Source organism: Microlunatus speluncae (genome assembly GCF_009299835.1).
GTDB lineage: Bacteria > Actinomycetota > Actinomycetes > Propionibacteriales > Propionibacteriaceae > Microlunatus > Microlunatus speluncae.
Map to the genome: position 1 here is coordinate 685,029 of NZ_VKCZ01000019.1, position 15,125 is coordinate 700,153.

Genomic DNA, 15,125 nt, shown 5'->3' on the forward strand with positions numbered 1-15,125 from the left:
GCTACTTCAGGCCCTTCTCTCCGGCCCACTTGTCCAGGTCTTGCTGGATCGACTGCTTGATGTCGTGGTAGCCGGCGGTGTCGAGTTCCTTGCGCATTTCGGCGATGAACGCCTCGGGGTCCTTCGCCTTGCCGTACTGCAGCTGCGGGATGAAGCGCGACAGCACCGATCCCATGGCCGCGAGGCCCGGGTCGATCATGTCCTTGTTGATCAACAGCGTCGAGTACGGGTAGTCCTTCGACAGCCCTTCGAGCTGGGTGTAGAGCGCATTCTTGTCGGGATCGTCGGCCACCCGCTGCGGCTCGAACTCGTCCATCCGGCCACCCCAGAAGTTGGCGCCGAGACCGTCCTTCGAGGGGTCGTAACCCTCGGGGTAGCCGAGCTTGCCGTCCTTCATCACGTAATCGGAGCCTTCGATGCCGAAGTTCAGCAGCTTGTAGCACTCCTCGTCGTTGCGAATCAGGTCATAGACCTGCAGCGCCTTCTCCGGGTTCTTGGAGTTGGCGCTCACCGCCATCGCCCCGTGGGTCTTGATGTCGCGGAAGATGTTCTTGGTCTCAGCCCCGAACCAGAACATCTTGGGGTCGGAACCCTTCTGCCGGTTCGACAGGTTGTACCAGACCCCGGTGACGAAGGTCTGCGTGTGGTGCTGGTCGGCTCCGGACCGGCCGGAGTAGAGCGCCTCGCGGGTTTCGCCGTCGTAGTTGATCGCATCCTCGCGCCACACGCCGATGTCGTTCCACTCCTTCGCGAGCTTCGCCGCCTCGATCAACTGCGGCGACTCCATGTACCACGAGCCCACGATGAACGGGGCGGCTGCCGTCGTCTGGAACGGGTAGTAGTTGCCGGCGCTGACCTGCTGGATCGTCTGTCCGTCGGAGTGGCCCTGCAGATAGCCGGTGAGCGCGGACTCGTTGGCCCCGGCCACGTCCCACGGATAGGCCTTCTTGTGATTCTGCTTCACCCAGGAGAAGTACTGGGTGAACTGCTCGAACTGGGTGATCGTCCCGTCCGGAATGCCGGCCGATTTCGCCCAGTCACCGCGGTAGAAGAAGCCGTGGTTGGTCCACTGGGTGTAGTTGTCTTCGGGGATGAAGTAGATCTGGCCGTCCGACAGCTTGCACACCTCCCAGTTGCCCTTGGCGGCGACGCCTTCCCAGGTCTTGGGTGCGTTGGCCTTGAGGATCTCTTCGTCGAGGCCGAGGAAGGCCCCCTTCTGGGCGTTCTCGAAGGCGAACAGCCAGTCGGTGGCGGTGGTGATCAAATCGATCTTGGGGTCGCCCGACAGCAGTTGGACGTTGTACTGGGTCTGCCAGTCGGCCCACTCGATGTAGAAGAGGTCGAGCGTCGCGTTCGCCTTCTGGGTCAGCGCGACGTTGAGCTTCTCGAGCATCTTCTGCAACCGGCCGTTGGTCGGCTTGTCGCCGAGCACGAGCATCGTGATCTTGGTCGGGGCGCCGGTGTTGTCATCCGACGGGGCGGTGCAGGCGGCCAGGCCGGTGGCGCCGGCGGCGAGGGCCATGCCCATGACGGCACGGCGCGAGAGGGATATGCCGGACATTGTGTTCCTTTCGGATGTGTGGCTTGCGGTTTCAGCCCTTGACGGCGCCCACGGTGATGCCACTGACGAAGTACTTCTGGACGAACGGATAGACCAGGATGATCGGGCCGGTGGCGACGACGGCGCTGGCCATCTTGAGGGTGTTGCTGGGCAGATCGGTGATCGTCACGTTGGATCCCGCCACCGAGTTTCGCAACGCGTTGGCGGTGTTGATCACGTTGTAGAGGTGGTATTGCAGCGGCGGGAACTCCACGGTGCTGCCGAGATACAGCGACGACAGATACCACTCGTTCCAGTAGCCGAGCGCGGTGAACAGGCCGATGGTCGCCAACGCCGGCTTGAGCATCGGCAACACGAGCTGGGCGAAGATCCGGAAGTCACCGGCGCCGTCGATCTTGCCGGACTCGACGATCTCGTGCGGTACGGAGCGGGCGAAGTTCTTCATCAGGATGATCAGCCAGGGGGAGAGCAGCAACTGCAGGAACACCGCGAGGTAGTTGCCCCGCAGGCCCAGGGTCCGGGCCACCCAGAGATAGGTCGGAGCCAGGCCGGCGGAGAAGAGCGTGGTGAAGTAGATGAAGAACGAGATGTAGTTGCGCAGCGGGAAGTCCTTGCGCTGCAGCGCGTAGCCGATCATGGCGGTGAGCCCGAGCCCGATCACGACGCCGGCCACCGTCATGATGATCGTCACCGCATAGGAGCCGATGATCTGCCGGGGAGCGCTGAAGATCAACTCGTACGCGTCGGTCGAGAATCCCTGTGGCAGCAGGCTGAAGCCGTTCTCCAGGATCTGTGACTCCTCCGAGATGGAGGCGGAGATGATCAGGATGAACGGCAGCACGCACATCAGCGCGAACAGGCTGACGGCGATGTAGGAGATGGTCCGCAGCGCCACCTCACTGCTGTCGAGCTTCAGCGCCCGCGGCTTCGCGGACCGCGGCGTCGGGGTCGCCGGCACCTTCGCCTTCGTCGGCGTCTGGGTTGTCATCTCAGCCACCTCAGAAGAGCGCGTAGTCGGGGTTGATCCGGCGCATGATCCAGTTGACGACGAGGATCAGGACGAAACCGAACAGGGATTGGTAGAGGCCGACCGCCGTCGACGACGTGAAGTTGTTCTGGGAGAGCAGCATCCGGTAGACGGCGGTCTCGATGATGTCGGTCGTCGCGTACAGCTGGGCGTTGTTGCCGACCAGATTCCAGAAGAGGCCGAAGTTGCCGCGCATGATCCCGCCGAGCGAGAACAGCAACAGGATGAAGAACGTCGGCTTCAGGCTGGGCAGGATGATGTGGACGATCCGTTGCCAGGCCGACGCACCGTCGATCGCGGCGGCCTCGAACATCGACTGGTCCAGGCCCATGATCGCCGCGAAATAGACGATCGAGCCGTAGCCGGTGCTCTGCCAGACATGGGCCAGAATGATGATGAACGGCCACACGCCGGCCATGCTGTAGAGCTTCAGCGGATCGCCGCCGGCCTGGACGATCAAGGTGTTGACCGTGCCGGTGTCGTAGTTCAACAGGTTGAACGCGATCACGCCGATCAGCACGACCGAGACGAAGTAGGGCAGAAACATCATCGCCTGGCTGACCTTCTTGAAGAACCTTGATCGGATCTCGTTCAGCATCACGGCGAGGGCGATCTGCAGAACGTTGCCGATCAGGATGAAGGCCAGGTTGTACAGCACGGTGTTCTTGGTCAGCAGCCAGAGCTGGCCGGACTTGATCAAGAACTCGAAGTTGCGCAGACCGACGAACGGGCTGCCGAAGATCCCGTCGCGGTAATTGAAGTTGGTGAACGCGATCCACGCCCCGGGCATCGGCGCGTAGCTGAACACGAGGAAGAACACGACGGCCGGCAGACACATCAGCAGCAGCATCTTGCTGTGCCGCATCCCGCGCCAGAATGACGGCGAGTCACTGGTCTTGGACGAGCCGTCCCGACGGGCGGACAGGCTCGGTGCTCCCTGGGCAGGCGGCAGTGCCATGCGCATCACCTCACTGTGGCTGCGGTTTCGAGCTCACTACCGCCCGACGGGAGGCCTCTGGTCTCGAATGCGGCAATTTAAGGCCCTTTTACTAAGGGTTGTCAATAGTGGGATGCCGACTACGGCTCGTTGGTTGAGAGCGCGTCGATGATGTCGAGGAAGGCGTCGCGGCCCGGGTCGTCGACGTCCTTCAACCTGGCCAGCGCGCAGGGCGAGGGTGCCAGGTCCCGCAGTGGGATGCCGACGACGTCGGGGTGCTGGAAGTGCTCCGCGAACGGCGCAACCGTGAGATGCACGAGCCGGCCCCGGGCCAGCAGGAAGAGGAGTTCGGCGTTGTCGTCGACCGGTGCGTCGATGAACCGGATCGGCCGCCCGGACGGGGTCCTGGACGGGCAGGTCGCCTCGGCCAGTTCCGGGCTGAGTCCGTGGGGCCGCCGGACGTCGTGATCGGCGAGGTCCTCGACGGACAGCTCGGCGCGGCCGGCCAGCGGATGGGTCCGGCCGAGCATCGCGACGCGCTGGTCCGCGGGGCCCAGCAGAGGACCGATGACGAGATCCGGCTGGTCGAGCGGAAGCCGCGTCACGACCAGGTCGACCTCGCGGCGGCGCAGGGGCCCGAGGCGGTCGTCGAAGGGCGTCGTGATCAGCTGCACCGTGGCGCCGGCGTACGCGGTCTCGAACCGCTCGATGCCGCGGCTCAGGACCTCGACTCCCGAAGCGGCGTTCAGCAGTCCCACGCGTACGACACCCGGCCCGGAGCCGCGAAACGTGGCCGTCCGCAGCACGCGGTCGAGGCCCGCGATCGCGGGAACCAGCTCGGTGTGCAGCGCGCGCCCGGTCTCGGTCAGTTCGACGACGCGGCTGGTGCGGCGGAACAGCCGTTGGCCACCGAGCTTTCGTTCCAGAGCGCGCACGGTCTGGCTGACGCGCGAGGTGGTGAGACCAAGGCGTTCGGCCGTGCGCCCGAAGTGCAACTCCTCGGCGAGGACGAGGAACAGGCGCAGTTCTCGCAGGTCCAGGTCCGGCATCGTGAAGCGATGCTACAGGTCGCGTGCAGCAGATCGGCGTTGATCGGACCCGGCCCCGCGCCGAGGGTTGGACCATGGAATCCGATCAGGTGATCACGGTCGGGGTGCTCACCCCGCACGCTGCGACCGGTCCGGAGGCCGAGCTGCCGGACCTGGCGCCGGGGTGGGTCCGCGTCGCGGTCTCGAGGACCCGCCCCGCGGCGTCCCGTTCTGCTCGTGCCGCCGGCGGCCCGACTTCAGCGAGCGACCTGCGGACGCAGGCCGGCCCCCTGGCCCTGGACGAGGCGGCGTCGGTGCTGGTGCCCGGCGTGGACGTGCTCGCCTTCGCCTCAACGGGCTCGGGTTACGCCCTGGGCTATGACGAGGAGTCCGCGCTCGTACGGCGACTCCGCGACCGGTGGGACGTGCCGGTGTGCGCCACCTCGCTTGCCGCGGTGTCGGCGCTGCGGTCCCGAGACGTCACGCGGGTCAGCATCGTCCATCCGCCGTGGTTCGGGCCTTCGCTCAACGACCTCGGCGCCGAGTATTTCCGCAGCCAAGGCTTCGAGGTCGTCGATGCTCGGCTGGCGGACCTTCCCGACGGCCCGGAGCTCATCCGGCCGGCCATGGTCGTCGATTGGGTCGCGCGGCAGCTCTGCGACCGCGCCGAAGCAGTGTTCCTCGGCGGCAACGGCTTCCGGGCCGCTCGCGCCGTCCACCCGTTGGAGTGCCGGACCGGACGCCTCGTGGTGGAGGCGAATCAGGTCCTGCTGTGGTCCGTCCTCGAGCACACCGAAGTGCCGGTGATCGTTCGAGGCTTCGGAAAGTTGTTCGACGACCGTCAACCGGACGGCAACACGATGAAGGAGAACTGATCATGCGAGACGTCGTTCTGTACATGTCGATGTCATTGGACGGGTTCGTCGACAGCGACCGTGAGCACCCGGGAGTCGCGATCCCGGAGGGCGACGAACTTCGGCAATGGAAGTTCGACCGCATTCGCAAGACCGGTGCCCACCTCATGGGCCGGGTGTCGTACCAGCAGATGGGGCCGCACTGGCAGCAGTCGGACGACCCGTACGCGACCGTGATGAACGACATCCCCAAGATCGTGTTCTCCAAGACGCTCAGCGTCTCCGAGGCGACCTGGCCGGTGACCCGAGTCGCCCGCGGTGATCTCGCGGCCGAGATCGCCGCGATCAAGGCCGAGCCCGGCCCGGACGTGATCGTCTGGGGCGGCGGCCGGTTCGCGGGTGCGCTGGCGGCGGCGGACCTGATCGACGAGTACCGCCTCTTCGTCCAGCCGTTGGTGCTGGGTCAGGGCCGCGCGCTGTTCGACCAACTGCCCGCATCACGACACCTGGACCTCGTCCAGGCCCTGTCGTTCCCCAGCGGCGTCGTGGTGCAGAGCTACCGGCCACAGAATCGAAGTCTGAACCCCGACTTGTCAGACTCACACCAGGTCAGAGCGTGGTGAGAGTCTGACAAGTCGGGGGTTACGGGGTGGTGGGGGCGAACTCTGCGGCCAGGATGTCCAGTTGCTGCGCGGTTCCCTGCTCCCGCCACTCGGGCTGTTCCTGGCCGGGCAGATACATGCCGTGTTCGGTCAGGACGATCCGGGTGGAATCGCCGTCGGCCTCGAACTCGACGCTGGTGACCGAGACCGTTGAGAGTTGATCTTCGGCGTGCAGGGTCGACGTCGAGAGGATGCGTTCGTGGGGGAGGATCTCGGCGTAGCGGGCTTGGTGCGTCAGGGCGCGGCCTTCGGCGTCGAAACCCTTGACGATCTCCAGCCCGCCGACCACGAAGTCCTGCGAGTGCTCCGCTCCCTGGGCCATCCAACGCTTCCGTGCCGCCGGTGTTGCCCAGGCCGCGAACACCCTCTCGATCGGGGCCGGGTAGTGGCGTTCCAAGGTGAACGTCGAGTGGGTTACTTCCATGATCATGGTCCTTTCAGGTAGTCGCCGAGTTGATCAAGTTGCCGTTCCCAGCCCGTACGCTGTCGACCGAGCCATCGTTCAGCCGCGCGCAGCGCTTCGGGTTCGATCCGGCAGCTGCGGACCCGGCCGACCTTCTCGGTGACGATGACACCGGCGTCCTCCAGCACCTGCAGATGTTGCATCACCGCCGAGAGTGACATCTCCAGCGGCTCGGCCAGTGCCTTGACCGCCGCGGGTCCGCGGACCAGCCGCTCGACGATCGCGCGGCGCGTCGGATCGGCGATCGCATGAAAGATCCGGCCGATCTGGTCCGATCCGGATTGGTTAGGCATGTGCTTAACCATCGCAGCATAAGCCCAAAAGGTCAAGTAAATGCTTAACTGTTTCCACTCGCTACCGGTGCTGCCGCGGCCGGATGCCGAGGCTGATCACGGAGCTGATCAGCAGGCAGGCCGCCGCGATGGTGAGGCTGGTCTGCATCCCGGCGACGAACCGGTAGCGGTCCGCGATCATGGATCCGAAGACTGCGATCGCGACCGCGCCCCCGATCTGGCGGAACGTGTTGAACACCGCGCTCGCCGTACCGGCACGTTCGGCCGGGACGCCTTCCAGGACCACGCCGGTCACCGACGGCATGGCCAGCGAGCCGCCGGCGCCGATCGGGATGACGCAGAGTGCCGTGATCACCGGCGAACCGAGGGGAGCGGTGATCACCAGCCCGAGCAGCCCGACCACCATCGACGACAACCCGGCGACGACGGGGACCCGGGCGCCGAACCGGTTGGTCACCGGCCCGCTGAGCAGGTTGCCGGCGATGGCGAAGAACGCCGACGGCAGGAACGCCAACCCTGCCTGCGCCGGCGGGAGTCCGAGGTGTTGCTGGAGATAGAGGCTGACCACGAAGACGTTGCCGAAGTTGCCGATCATGAAGGCGAAACCGACCAGCAAGGCGATCCGCAGACCGCGGGAGGCGAACAGCTCCAGCGGCATCATCGGCTGCCGTACCTTGGCCTGAACGATCAGGAATCCGGCCAGCGCGGCGGCGGCGGTCCCGAGACTGATCAGCACCAGCGGGGCGGCGAAACCCTGGTGCCCGCCCTCGATCAGGCCGTAGACCAGGGCGGAAAGGGCGATCAGGGCGAGCAGTTGGCCGGCGTAGTCGAACCGCGCCGGTCGCGTGGGTGAGCGGGCCACCACCACCAGCAGGGCCAGCATCGCCGCACACACCGGCAGATTCATGGTGAACACCCAGCGCCAGTCGATCGTGGTCAGGGCCCCGCCGAGTGGCTGACCGACGAGGCCGGCGACGGCGCCGCCCACCGCCCAGACGCCGAGGGCTCGGGCCCGGCGGGACGGGTCCGGGAACGCCTCCCGGACCAGCGACATCGACGCCGGCAGCATCACCGCGGCCGCCGCACCCTGCACGCAGCGACTCGCGATCAGCCAGCCGGCGCTCGGAGCGGCGCCGCAACCGGCGGAGGCCAGGCCGAACAGCAGAACCCCGAGCGCGAAGGCGCGTTTGGCTCCGATCCGGTCAGCCAGATTGCCGGCGAACAGCAGCAGGGCAGCGAAGGGCAGCGTGTAGCCGTCGATGATCCATTGCTGGACGGTCGTGCCGCCGCCGAGTTCGGCCTGGATCTGAGCCAGGGCGACGTTGACGATCGAGATGTCCAGGGTGATCAGGAAGAACCCCAGCGACGCCACCGCGATCACGATCCGCGCCCGCGGCGAGCCGGGCGTGCCCACAACCGAACCGGCCCGGTCGGTCGTCCTGGTCACCCTCGGATTCAACCGTGCCGAGCGAGGTTCTGGGAGGCCCTGCCGTGAGGTGTACCGGCAGGACACCCCAGGCCGAGGCGTGCCGGGTGGTCCAGGAGTGGGCGGTGCTATACCTGCCGACATGATCAGAAGAATCAGCGGAATCGTGATCGACTGCCCCGATCCGTCCGCCCTCGCCGGATTCTACGAGGGCTTGCTCGGCGCGACCCGCGTTCATGAATCGGCTGACTGGATCACCCTCGAGGTCACGCCGGACGAGCCGACGCTGTCGTTGCAGCGCAGCGACAGCTATCGCCGGCCGGACTGGAAGGCCGGCGAGCCACCGCAGCAGCTCCACGTGGACTACCTGGTCGATGATCTTGATGTCGCCGAACGGCAGGTCCTGGCCCTCGGCGGGAGCCTGCTCGAGGGCTCCGACAAACCGATCGGCTACCGGGTCTACGCCGACCCGGCCGGCCACCCCTTCTGCCTGGTCACTCCCGAAGGGCTTGGCTGACCCACCTGGCTGGTCTCCACGACACCGGCCTCGATCTTTCATGATCTTGGTCGTGGCCGGTGGCGGGATCGAGCTGACGCACTGGCACAAATCGGGGGCGGAAGAGCCCGTGGGAACCGAAAACCGCAGGTGGGACCACGTTGCGCCCCCGATTTGTGACGGTGGACCGTCAAGACGATCCCTCACCTCGCAACGACTGCGGCGCCGCAAGATCATGAAGAATCGAGGCTAGTGTCGTGCACACTAGGCGGGGTTGGAATAGGGAGGAAGACGCCCGTCCGGATTGCGGGCCATGATGGTCATGGTCGGCATCATGCCCGCTGACCGAGCCGCGCCGGCCCGCGGGCCGGGCGCCGAAATTGGTGTCGTAGGTGGCCGCTGGCGATCTGCGGATCGCCCGTCGGCAACCGCTGATTCTTCAGCGTCCCAGCCCGCGCCGGCCGTGGCTGCCAGACTCCGGCGTATGAAGTACGTACTGCTGATCTGCGATGACGAATCGACCGTGCTGAGCAACGAGGAGATGGACGCCGACCCGGCGCACCGGGCCTGGGGCGACGACGTGGACCGGCGCGGCGTCGAGTTGTTCGGTGCGCGGTTGCGGCCGGTGGTCAATGCGACGACGGTCCGGGTGCGCGACGGGGAAACTCTCGTCTCCGACGGGCCGTTCGCCGAGACCAAGGACCTCATCGGCGGCGTCGTCGCCATCGAGTGTGCCGATCTGGACGAGGCGATCGCGATCGCCGCCGGCCATCCGTACGCGCAGCAGGGTTCGGTCGAGATCCGTCCGATCTGGGACTGACCTCGGCCGGCCGTGTCGATTTCGCGCCGGGTCGTTCGTCCCCCGGGCACAGATGCCTGAGGAGGCGAGATGAAGATCTCCAGTGTCACCGTCGGTCTGATCGTGAGCGACCTCGACGCGGCGGCCCGCTGGTACGAGCGCGTGCTGGAACGGGACGCCCCGGACCTGCGCCCGGTCGACGGCGTGATCGAGTACGACCTCGACGGCTGCTGGCTGCAGCTCTGCCGGGACGAGGTGCGGCCGGGCCACACCGTGTTCCGGTTCGGGGTGCCCGACGTGCGCGCGGAACGGCAGCGACTCGAGGAGCTCGGCCTCGTCGTGGGGGAGCTGATCGAGGTGCCGGGCGTGATCAGCTACTTCGATTTCGAGGACCCGGACCGCAACCGGCTCAGCTGCTACACCGAGGCCTGAGGCCGCGGTCACTCCGTCGGTTGATGTCGCAGATCTGACACTCGTTTCGCCTTCGCCGCCATTCCAACGGAGGAACGACCAACCGTTGTCAGATCTGCGACATCACGTGTGCTCGACCGCGGCCCGCTCGACCGGCAACGCGGCGACGTAGCGCTCGATGAACGCGTCGAAGCCGGCGACGTCGGCCGGATCGGGGTCGACGGTCTCCAGTTCGGTGCCGGCGAAGACCTCGGAGTCCAGGAAGTCGCCGAGACTCTGCTCGCCGTCGCGCTGGGTGAGGTAGGCGGCGAGCACCGCGATGCCCCAGGCCCCACCCTCGGCGGCGATTTCACCGACGGCGACCGGGGTGTCGATCGCGGCGGCAAGATAACGCTGGGCCACGCCCTTGGTCTTGAACAGGCCGCCGTGGGCGAACATCCGGTCCAGCCGGACGTCCTCGGCCTTCTGCAGCACGTCCATCCCGATCCGCAGCGTGGCCAGCGCGGCGAAGACGTGGCTGCGGATGAAGTTGGGCAGGTCGAAGGTGCTGTCCGGCGACCGCAGGAACAGCGGCCGGCCTTCTTCCAGTTCGGTGATCGGCTCGCCGGAGAGATAGTTGTAGGCCATCAGGCCGGCACAGTCCGGCGCACCGTCCAGCGAGGACCGCAGCAGCGTCTCGAAGATCTTGGTCGAGTCGGCCTCGACGCCCAGCCGGGCGGCGAAATCGGCGAACAGCCCGATCCAGGAGTTGAGCTCGCTGGCCCCGTTGTTGCAGTGCACCATCGCGACCAAGTCGCCGGCCGGAGTGGTCACCAGGTCGAGCTCGCGATGCACCTGACCGAGCGCGCGTTCCAAGACGATCATGGCGAAGATGCTGGTGCCGGCGCTGACGTTGCCGGTCCGCGGAGCGACCGAGTTGGTCGCCACCATGCCGGTGCCGGCGTCGCCCTCCGGCGGGCAGAGCGGGATCCCCGGCCGCAGGGTGCCGGTCGGGTCGAGCAGCTTCGCGCCGTCCTCGGACAGTTCGCCGGCCGGATCGCCGGCGCTGCGGATCGCCGGCAGCAGGTCGGCCAGGCGCAGCTCCAGGCCGCGCTCGGCGGTCAACTCGTCGAACCGGGCCAGCATCCGCTGGTCGTAGGAACCGGCGGCGATGTCGATCGGGAACATGCCGCTGGCATCGCCGACCCCGAGCACCCGCTCGCCGGTCAGCCGGCCGTGCACGTAGCCGGCCAGCGTGGTCAGCTGGCTGATCCGGCCGACGTGATCTTCACCGTTCAGGATCGCCTGGTAGAGGTGGGCCACGCTCCACCGGTGCGGGATGTTGTAGCCGAAGTGCTCGGTCAGCTGCTCGGCCGCGTCGCCGGTGTTGGTGTTGCGCCAGGTCCGAAACGGCGTCAGCAGTTCGCCGTCGGCGTCCAGCGCCAGATAGCCGTGCATCATCGCCGAGATGCCGAGCGCGCCGACCGTGGTCAGTTCGACGCCGTACCGCTCCCGGACGTCGCCGGCCAGTTCGGCGTAACACTCCTGCAGCCCGGTCTGGACCGCCTCCAGCGAGTAGGTCCAGAGGCGGTCGACGAACTGGTTCTCCCAGCCGTGGCCGCCGGAGGCGATGGGCAGTCGGTCGGGCCCGATCAGCACGGCCTTGATCCGGGTGGAACCCAACTCGATGCCGAGCGCGGTCCGGCCCTCGGTGATCGCCGCGCGAATCGCGTCCGGTTCGTTGATCATGTCTGCCTCTCGTTCCTGACGGTCACTTCGGGTGAGGTTAGGGCACGCCGGTCGCGGGCGACACGGCCGGTCTCACTCGTCGGTGAGCAGGGACCACGCGGCGCGGCGGCGCTGCTGTTCGTCCGGGTCCGCCACCGGGGCGGCGGCGAGCAGGCGTTGGGTGTACGGGTCGGCCGGTTGGGTCAGCACCCGTTCGGTCGCACCCGACTCGACGATCCTGCCGTGCCGCATCACCGCGATCCGCCGGGTGAGCTGACCGACGACGGCCAGATCGTGGGAGATGAACAGGCAACTGAAACCGAGGTCGGCCTGCAGCTCGGCCAACAGTTCGATGATCGTCCGCTGCACCGAGACGTCGAGGGCGCTGGTCGGCTCGTCCGCGATCAGCAGGTCGGGATCTCCTGCCAGCGCGCGGGCGATCGCCACCCGCTGCCGCTGGCCGCCGGACAGCTCGTGCGGGAGCCGCTCGGCCAGCCCGGCGCCGAGCCGCACCACGTCCAGCAGTTCGGTCACCCGGCGTTGCCGTTCGGCCGGCGCGACCCCGGCCAACTGCAGCGGTTCGGCGATGCTGCGGCCGACCGGATGCCGCGGGTTCAGGCTGGAGCCCGGATCCTGGAAGATCATTCCGAGTCCCGCCCGGGCCCGGCGCAGGCCGCGGCGGTTGGCCCGGGTGATGTCCTGCCCACGCAGCTCGACCGTGCCGGTCGCGACCCGGACCAGCCCGGCCAGGGCCCGCCCGACGGTCGACTTGCCGGACCCGGATTCGCCGACCAGCCCGACCAGCTCGCCCCGCCCGATCCGCAGCTCGATCCCCTCCGCCGCCGTCACGCCCCGCCCGACCCCGCCCCCTCCGTACACCACCGAAACCCCCCGCAGCTCCGCCACCACCTCCCCCAACCCCGACTTGTCAGAACTAGGGGACGCTAGGGCGGCCCCAGGTTCTGACAAGTCGGGGTGGGGGAGTTTGGGGACGGCGGTGAGGAGGGTGCGGGTGTAGGCGTTGCGGGGGTGGGCGAAGAGGTCGCGTACGGGGGCGGACTCGATCAGGTGGCCGGAGTTGAGCACGGCGACGTCGTCGGCCAGGTCGGCCACCACGCCCATGTCGTGGGTGATCAACAAGATCGCCATGCCGAGCTCGTCCTTGAGCTGCCGGAGCAGGGCCAGGATGCCGGCCTGGACCGTCACGTCGAGGGCCGTGGTCGGTTCGTCGGCGATCAACAACCGGGGCCGGTTGCCGATCGCCATCGCGATCATGCATCGCTGCAACTGGCCGCCGGACAGCTCGTGCGGGAAGGACCGGGCGATCCGCAGCCCGTCGGTCAGCCCGACCTGGGCCAACAGCTCCCGGATCCGGTGCCGGGCGTCGGCCGCGGTCAGCCGCGGGTCGTGCACCCGGAGCGCCTCGGTGATCTGCCAGCCGATCGAATAGACCGGGTTCAGCGCGCTGGCGGGCTCCTGGAAGATCGTGCCGATCAGGTTGCCGCGCAGCTGCCGGAGACGCTCCGCCGGTGCATTGATCAACTCCTCTCCGTCGACCCGGATGCTGCCGCTCACCCGGGCCGTGTCGGGCAACAGGCCCAGCACGGCCAGGGCGCTGACGCTCTTGCCCGAGCCGGATTCGCCGACCAGGGCCAGCACCCGGCCGCGGTCGACGGCGAACGAGGCTCCGGCGACGGCCTCGACCTCGGCGCCGCGTCCCGACCGGGGCCGGAACGTGACGCCGAGCTCGTCGACCTGGAGCACAGGAGCGGTCATTGCTGCAGCGTGACCTTCAGGTAGTTCGGATAGGCCGGGAACGCGCCGATCACGAAGTTCTGCACGTTGGAGCCGTGCAGGAAGGAGTTCTTCGTGTACGTCAGCGGGATGATCGGGGCGTCGGTCATGATCATCTTGTCGATCTGCGCCCAGAGCTTCTCCGCAGCCACCGGGTCGATCGTCGCGGTGGCTTCCTTGATCAACTTGTCCACCTCCGGGTTGCTGTAGCGGGAGGTGTTGTAGTTGCCGTTGCCGATCTGGCTGGAGGCGAACAGCGGCTGCAGGTTGCCGTTGGCCGACGGGAAGTCGGGCTGCCAGCTGCCGAGATACAGGTCGTAGTCGCCCTTCGGTCCGGTCGCCGCCGCGGTCAGCGCGTTGGAATCCAACGGTCGCAGGTCGACGGTGACGCCGGCCTTGGCGAAGCCCTGCTGCAGCGCCTGCGCCTGGGCCTGGTCGGAGGTGTCGTCGCCGACGATCAGGGTCAGCTTGAGATCATCGGCGTGGCCGGCCTCGGCCAGCAGCGTCTTCGCCTTCTCGATGTCGCCGCTCTCCGGCGTCGGGTAGAGGTCGTAGGTCTCCCGGCCCGGGATGCCCGGGGTGATCAAGGTCGTCGCGTAGTCGCCGGAGATCGGCCCGCCGACCGCGGTCAGATAGGCCAACCGGTCGGCCGCGTACTGCAGCGCCTGGCGGACCTTGACGTCCTTGAGCGCACCGCGCTGGGTGTTCATCGCGAGGTAGGACAACGCACCCGGCTGGGAGGTGACCAGCCGCTCCTTGACCTGCGGGTTGGCCTGCGCCTGGGCCAGCTGGGCGGCCGGCACGAAGCTCGACCCGAAGGCGTCCTTCGCCTCGCCGGAGTCGGCGATCAACGCCTGCGCGGCGACCGTCTGGTCCTGGCTGAGCTTGAAGGTGATCTTGTCCGGGCCGGCGGTGCGGATCGGATCGCTGTCCCGGTTCCACTTCTCGTTCCGGGTCAGCTGCATCGCGACGCCCTGGTCGTACTTCTCCACCGTGTAAGGGCCCGAGGCCGCCGGCTTGAGCCCGTACGTCGCGGGATCGGTGTCCTTGGCCTTCGGCACCGGGGAGAACGCGGGCGTGGAGACCACCCAGGGCCAGTCGCCGTAGGGCACGTCCAGCTCGAACACGATCGTCTTCTCGTCCGGCGTCTTGATCGAATCCAGCTCCTGGCCCGCGTAGGGACCGGGGTAGTCGGCGGCGCCGGTCAACAACGTCTTGTGGTACGAGAGCCCGCCGGACAGCTCGGGCGCGAAGGTGCGCTCGATGCCGTACTTGATGTCGGCGCTGGTGATCTTGGTCCCGTCGTCGAAGAACAGGTTGTCCTTCAGCGTGTAGGTCCAGGTTTTGCCGTCGGGGCTGGGCTTGCCGGTGTCGGTCGCCAGGTCGGGCACCACCGCCGGCGGCTTGTCCGGGGTGATGTCCCAGGTGGTCAGCCGGCGGTGGATCAGGCCGTTGGAGGTGATCGCCAGGCCCTGGCTCTTGGCCGGGTCGAAACTCAGTTCGGTGGCCGCGTTGAAGATCGTCAGGGTGCCGCCGGTCGCACCGGGGCCGGTGCTGCCCTGGCCGCCGGGATCGGCGGAGTTGGCGTTGCAGCCGGTCAGTGCCAGGGCGGCGGCGATGATCAGCGTGCCGGCCAGTTTGAGCCGTTTCATGATCGAAGTGTCCTT

Annotated in this window: 15 protein-coding genes; 5 read left to right on the plus strand and 10 right to left on the minus strand. The window is 67.5% G+C overall.

The genetic code is table 11. The annotated features are described in order from the left end of the window. Position 1 precedes the first annotated feature (1 nt). The 4 genes from FNH24_RS25375 to FNH24_RS25390 form a co-directional block, all read right to left on the minus strand. On the minus strand, positions 2-1,528 hold the full coding sequence (locus FNH24_RS25375; RefSeq protein ID WP_217428502.1) for a DUF3502 domain-containing protein: 1,527 nt from the start codon (positions 1,526-1,528) through the stop codon (positions 2-4). 64 nt (positions 1,529-1,592) lie between these two features. Beyond that, on the minus strand, positions 1,593-2,549 hold the full coding sequence (locus FNH24_RS25380; protein WP_152364995.1) for a carbohydrate ABC transporter permease: 957 nt from the start codon (positions 2,547-2,549) through the stop codon (positions 1,593-1,595). Between the two features lie 10 nt (positions 2,550-2,559). Next, positions 2,560-3,546 carry an ABC transporter permease gene (locus FNH24_RS25385; protein WP_152364996.1) on the minus strand — a complete coding sequence of 329 codons (987 nt, stop codon included), beginning with the start codon at positions 3,544-3,546 and terminating at the stop codon, positions 2,560-2,562. A gap of 119 nt (positions 3,547-3,665) precedes the next feature. Beyond that, positions 3,666-4,574, minus strand: coding sequence for a LysR family transcriptional regulator (locus FNH24_RS25390; protein WP_152364997.1), 909 nt, complete (start codon positions 4,572-4,574; stop codon positions 3,666-3,668). Positions 4,575-4,648: 74 nt separating this feature from the next. Between FNH24_RS25390 and FNH24_RS25395 the strand changes: the two genes are divergently transcribed. Continuing rightward, positions 4,649-5,428 (plus strand): maleate cis-trans isomerase family protein, encoded by a 780-nt coding sequence (locus tag FNH24_RS25395; protein ID WP_152364998.1) that lies wholly within the window; start codon positions 4,649-4,651, stop codon positions 5,426-5,428. Positions 5,429-5,430: 2 nt separating this feature from the next. Further along, entirely contained in the window at positions 5,431-6,030 is a 600-nt protein-coding gene (locus FNH24_RS25400; RefSeq protein WP_152364999.1) for a dihydrofolate reductase family protein, read from the plus strand. Between the two features lie 19 nt (positions 6,031-6,049). Here the strand turns inward: FNH24_RS25400 and FNH24_RS25405 are convergent, their stop codons facing one another. The 3 genes from FNH24_RS25405 to FNH24_RS25415 all read right to left on the minus strand — a co-directional run bounded on the left by FNH24_RS25405 (position 6,050) and on the right by FNH24_RS25415 (position 8,272). After that, positions 6,050-6,499 (minus strand): SRPBCC family protein, encoded by a 450-nt coding sequence (locus FNH24_RS25405; protein ID WP_217428503.1) that lies wholly within the window; start codon positions 6,497-6,499, stop codon positions 6,050-6,052. Further along, on the minus strand, positions 6,496-6,825 hold the full coding sequence (locus FNH24_RS25410; RefSeq protein ID WP_152365001.1) for an ArsR/SmtB family transcription factor: 330 nt from the start codon (positions 6,823-6,825) through the stop codon (positions 6,496-6,498). The genes FNH24_RS25405 and FNH24_RS25410 overlap by 4 nt, the downstream gene beginning before the upstream one ends. A 61-nt stretch (positions 6,826-6,886) precedes the next feature. Continuing rightward, a complete protein-coding gene (locus FNH24_RS25415; protein WP_246187055.1) occupies positions 6,887-8,272 on the minus strand; it encodes an MFS transporter in 1,386 nt (461 codons plus the stop codon). A 121-nt stretch (positions 8,273-8,393) separates the two neighbouring features. On the opposite strand from FNH24_RS25415, the gene FNH24_RS25420 reads away from it, so the two are divergent. The 3 genes from FNH24_RS25420 to FNH24_RS25430 all read left to right on the plus strand — a co-directional run bounded on the left by FNH24_RS25420 (position 8,394) and on the right by FNH24_RS25430 (position 9,978). Beyond that, a complete protein-coding gene (locus FNH24_RS25420; protein ID WP_152365003.1) occupies positions 8,394-8,768 on the plus strand; it encodes a VOC family protein in 375 nt (124 codons plus the stop codon). Between the two features lie 463 nt (positions 8,769-9,231). Then, complete coding sequence (locus FNH24_RS25425) at positions 9,232-9,567, plus strand: YciI family protein (protein WP_152365004.1); 336 nt, start codon at positions 9,232-9,234, stop codon at positions 9,565-9,567. Positions 9,568-9,636: 69 nt separating this feature from the next. After that, a complete protein-coding gene (locus FNH24_RS25430) occupies positions 9,637-9,978 on the plus strand; it encodes a VOC family protein (protein ID WP_152365005.1) in 342 nt (113 codons plus the stop codon). A 102-nt stretch (positions 9,979-10,080) separates the two neighbouring features. Here FNH24_RS25430 and FNH24_RS25435 read toward each other — a convergent pair whose 3' ends face one another. The 3 genes from FNH24_RS25435 to FNH24_RS25445 all read right to left on the minus strand — a co-directional run bounded on the left by FNH24_RS25435 (position 10,081) and on the right by FNH24_RS25445 (position 15,110). Next, positions 10,081-11,685 (minus strand): xylulokinase, encoded by a 1,605-nt coding sequence (locus FNH24_RS25435; RefSeq protein ID WP_152365006.1) that lies wholly within the window; start codon positions 11,683-11,685, stop codon positions 10,081-10,083. A gap of 72 nt (positions 11,686-11,757) precedes the next feature. Then, positions 11,758-13,440 carry a dipeptide ABC transporter ATP-binding protein gene (locus tag FNH24_RS25440; protein WP_152365007.1) on the minus strand — a complete coding sequence of 561 codons (1,683 nt, stop codon included), beginning with the start codon at positions 13,438-13,440 and terminating at the stop codon, positions 11,758-11,760. Beyond that, positions 13,437-15,110: an ABC transporter substrate-binding protein gene (locus FNH24_RS25445; protein ID WP_152365008.1), complete on the minus strand. Its 1,674-nt coding sequence runs from the start codon at positions 15,108-15,110 to the stop codon at positions 13,437-13,439. The genes FNH24_RS25440 and FNH24_RS25445 overlap by 4 nt, the downstream gene beginning before the upstream one ends. Positions 15,111-15,125 lie beyond the last annotated feature (15 nt).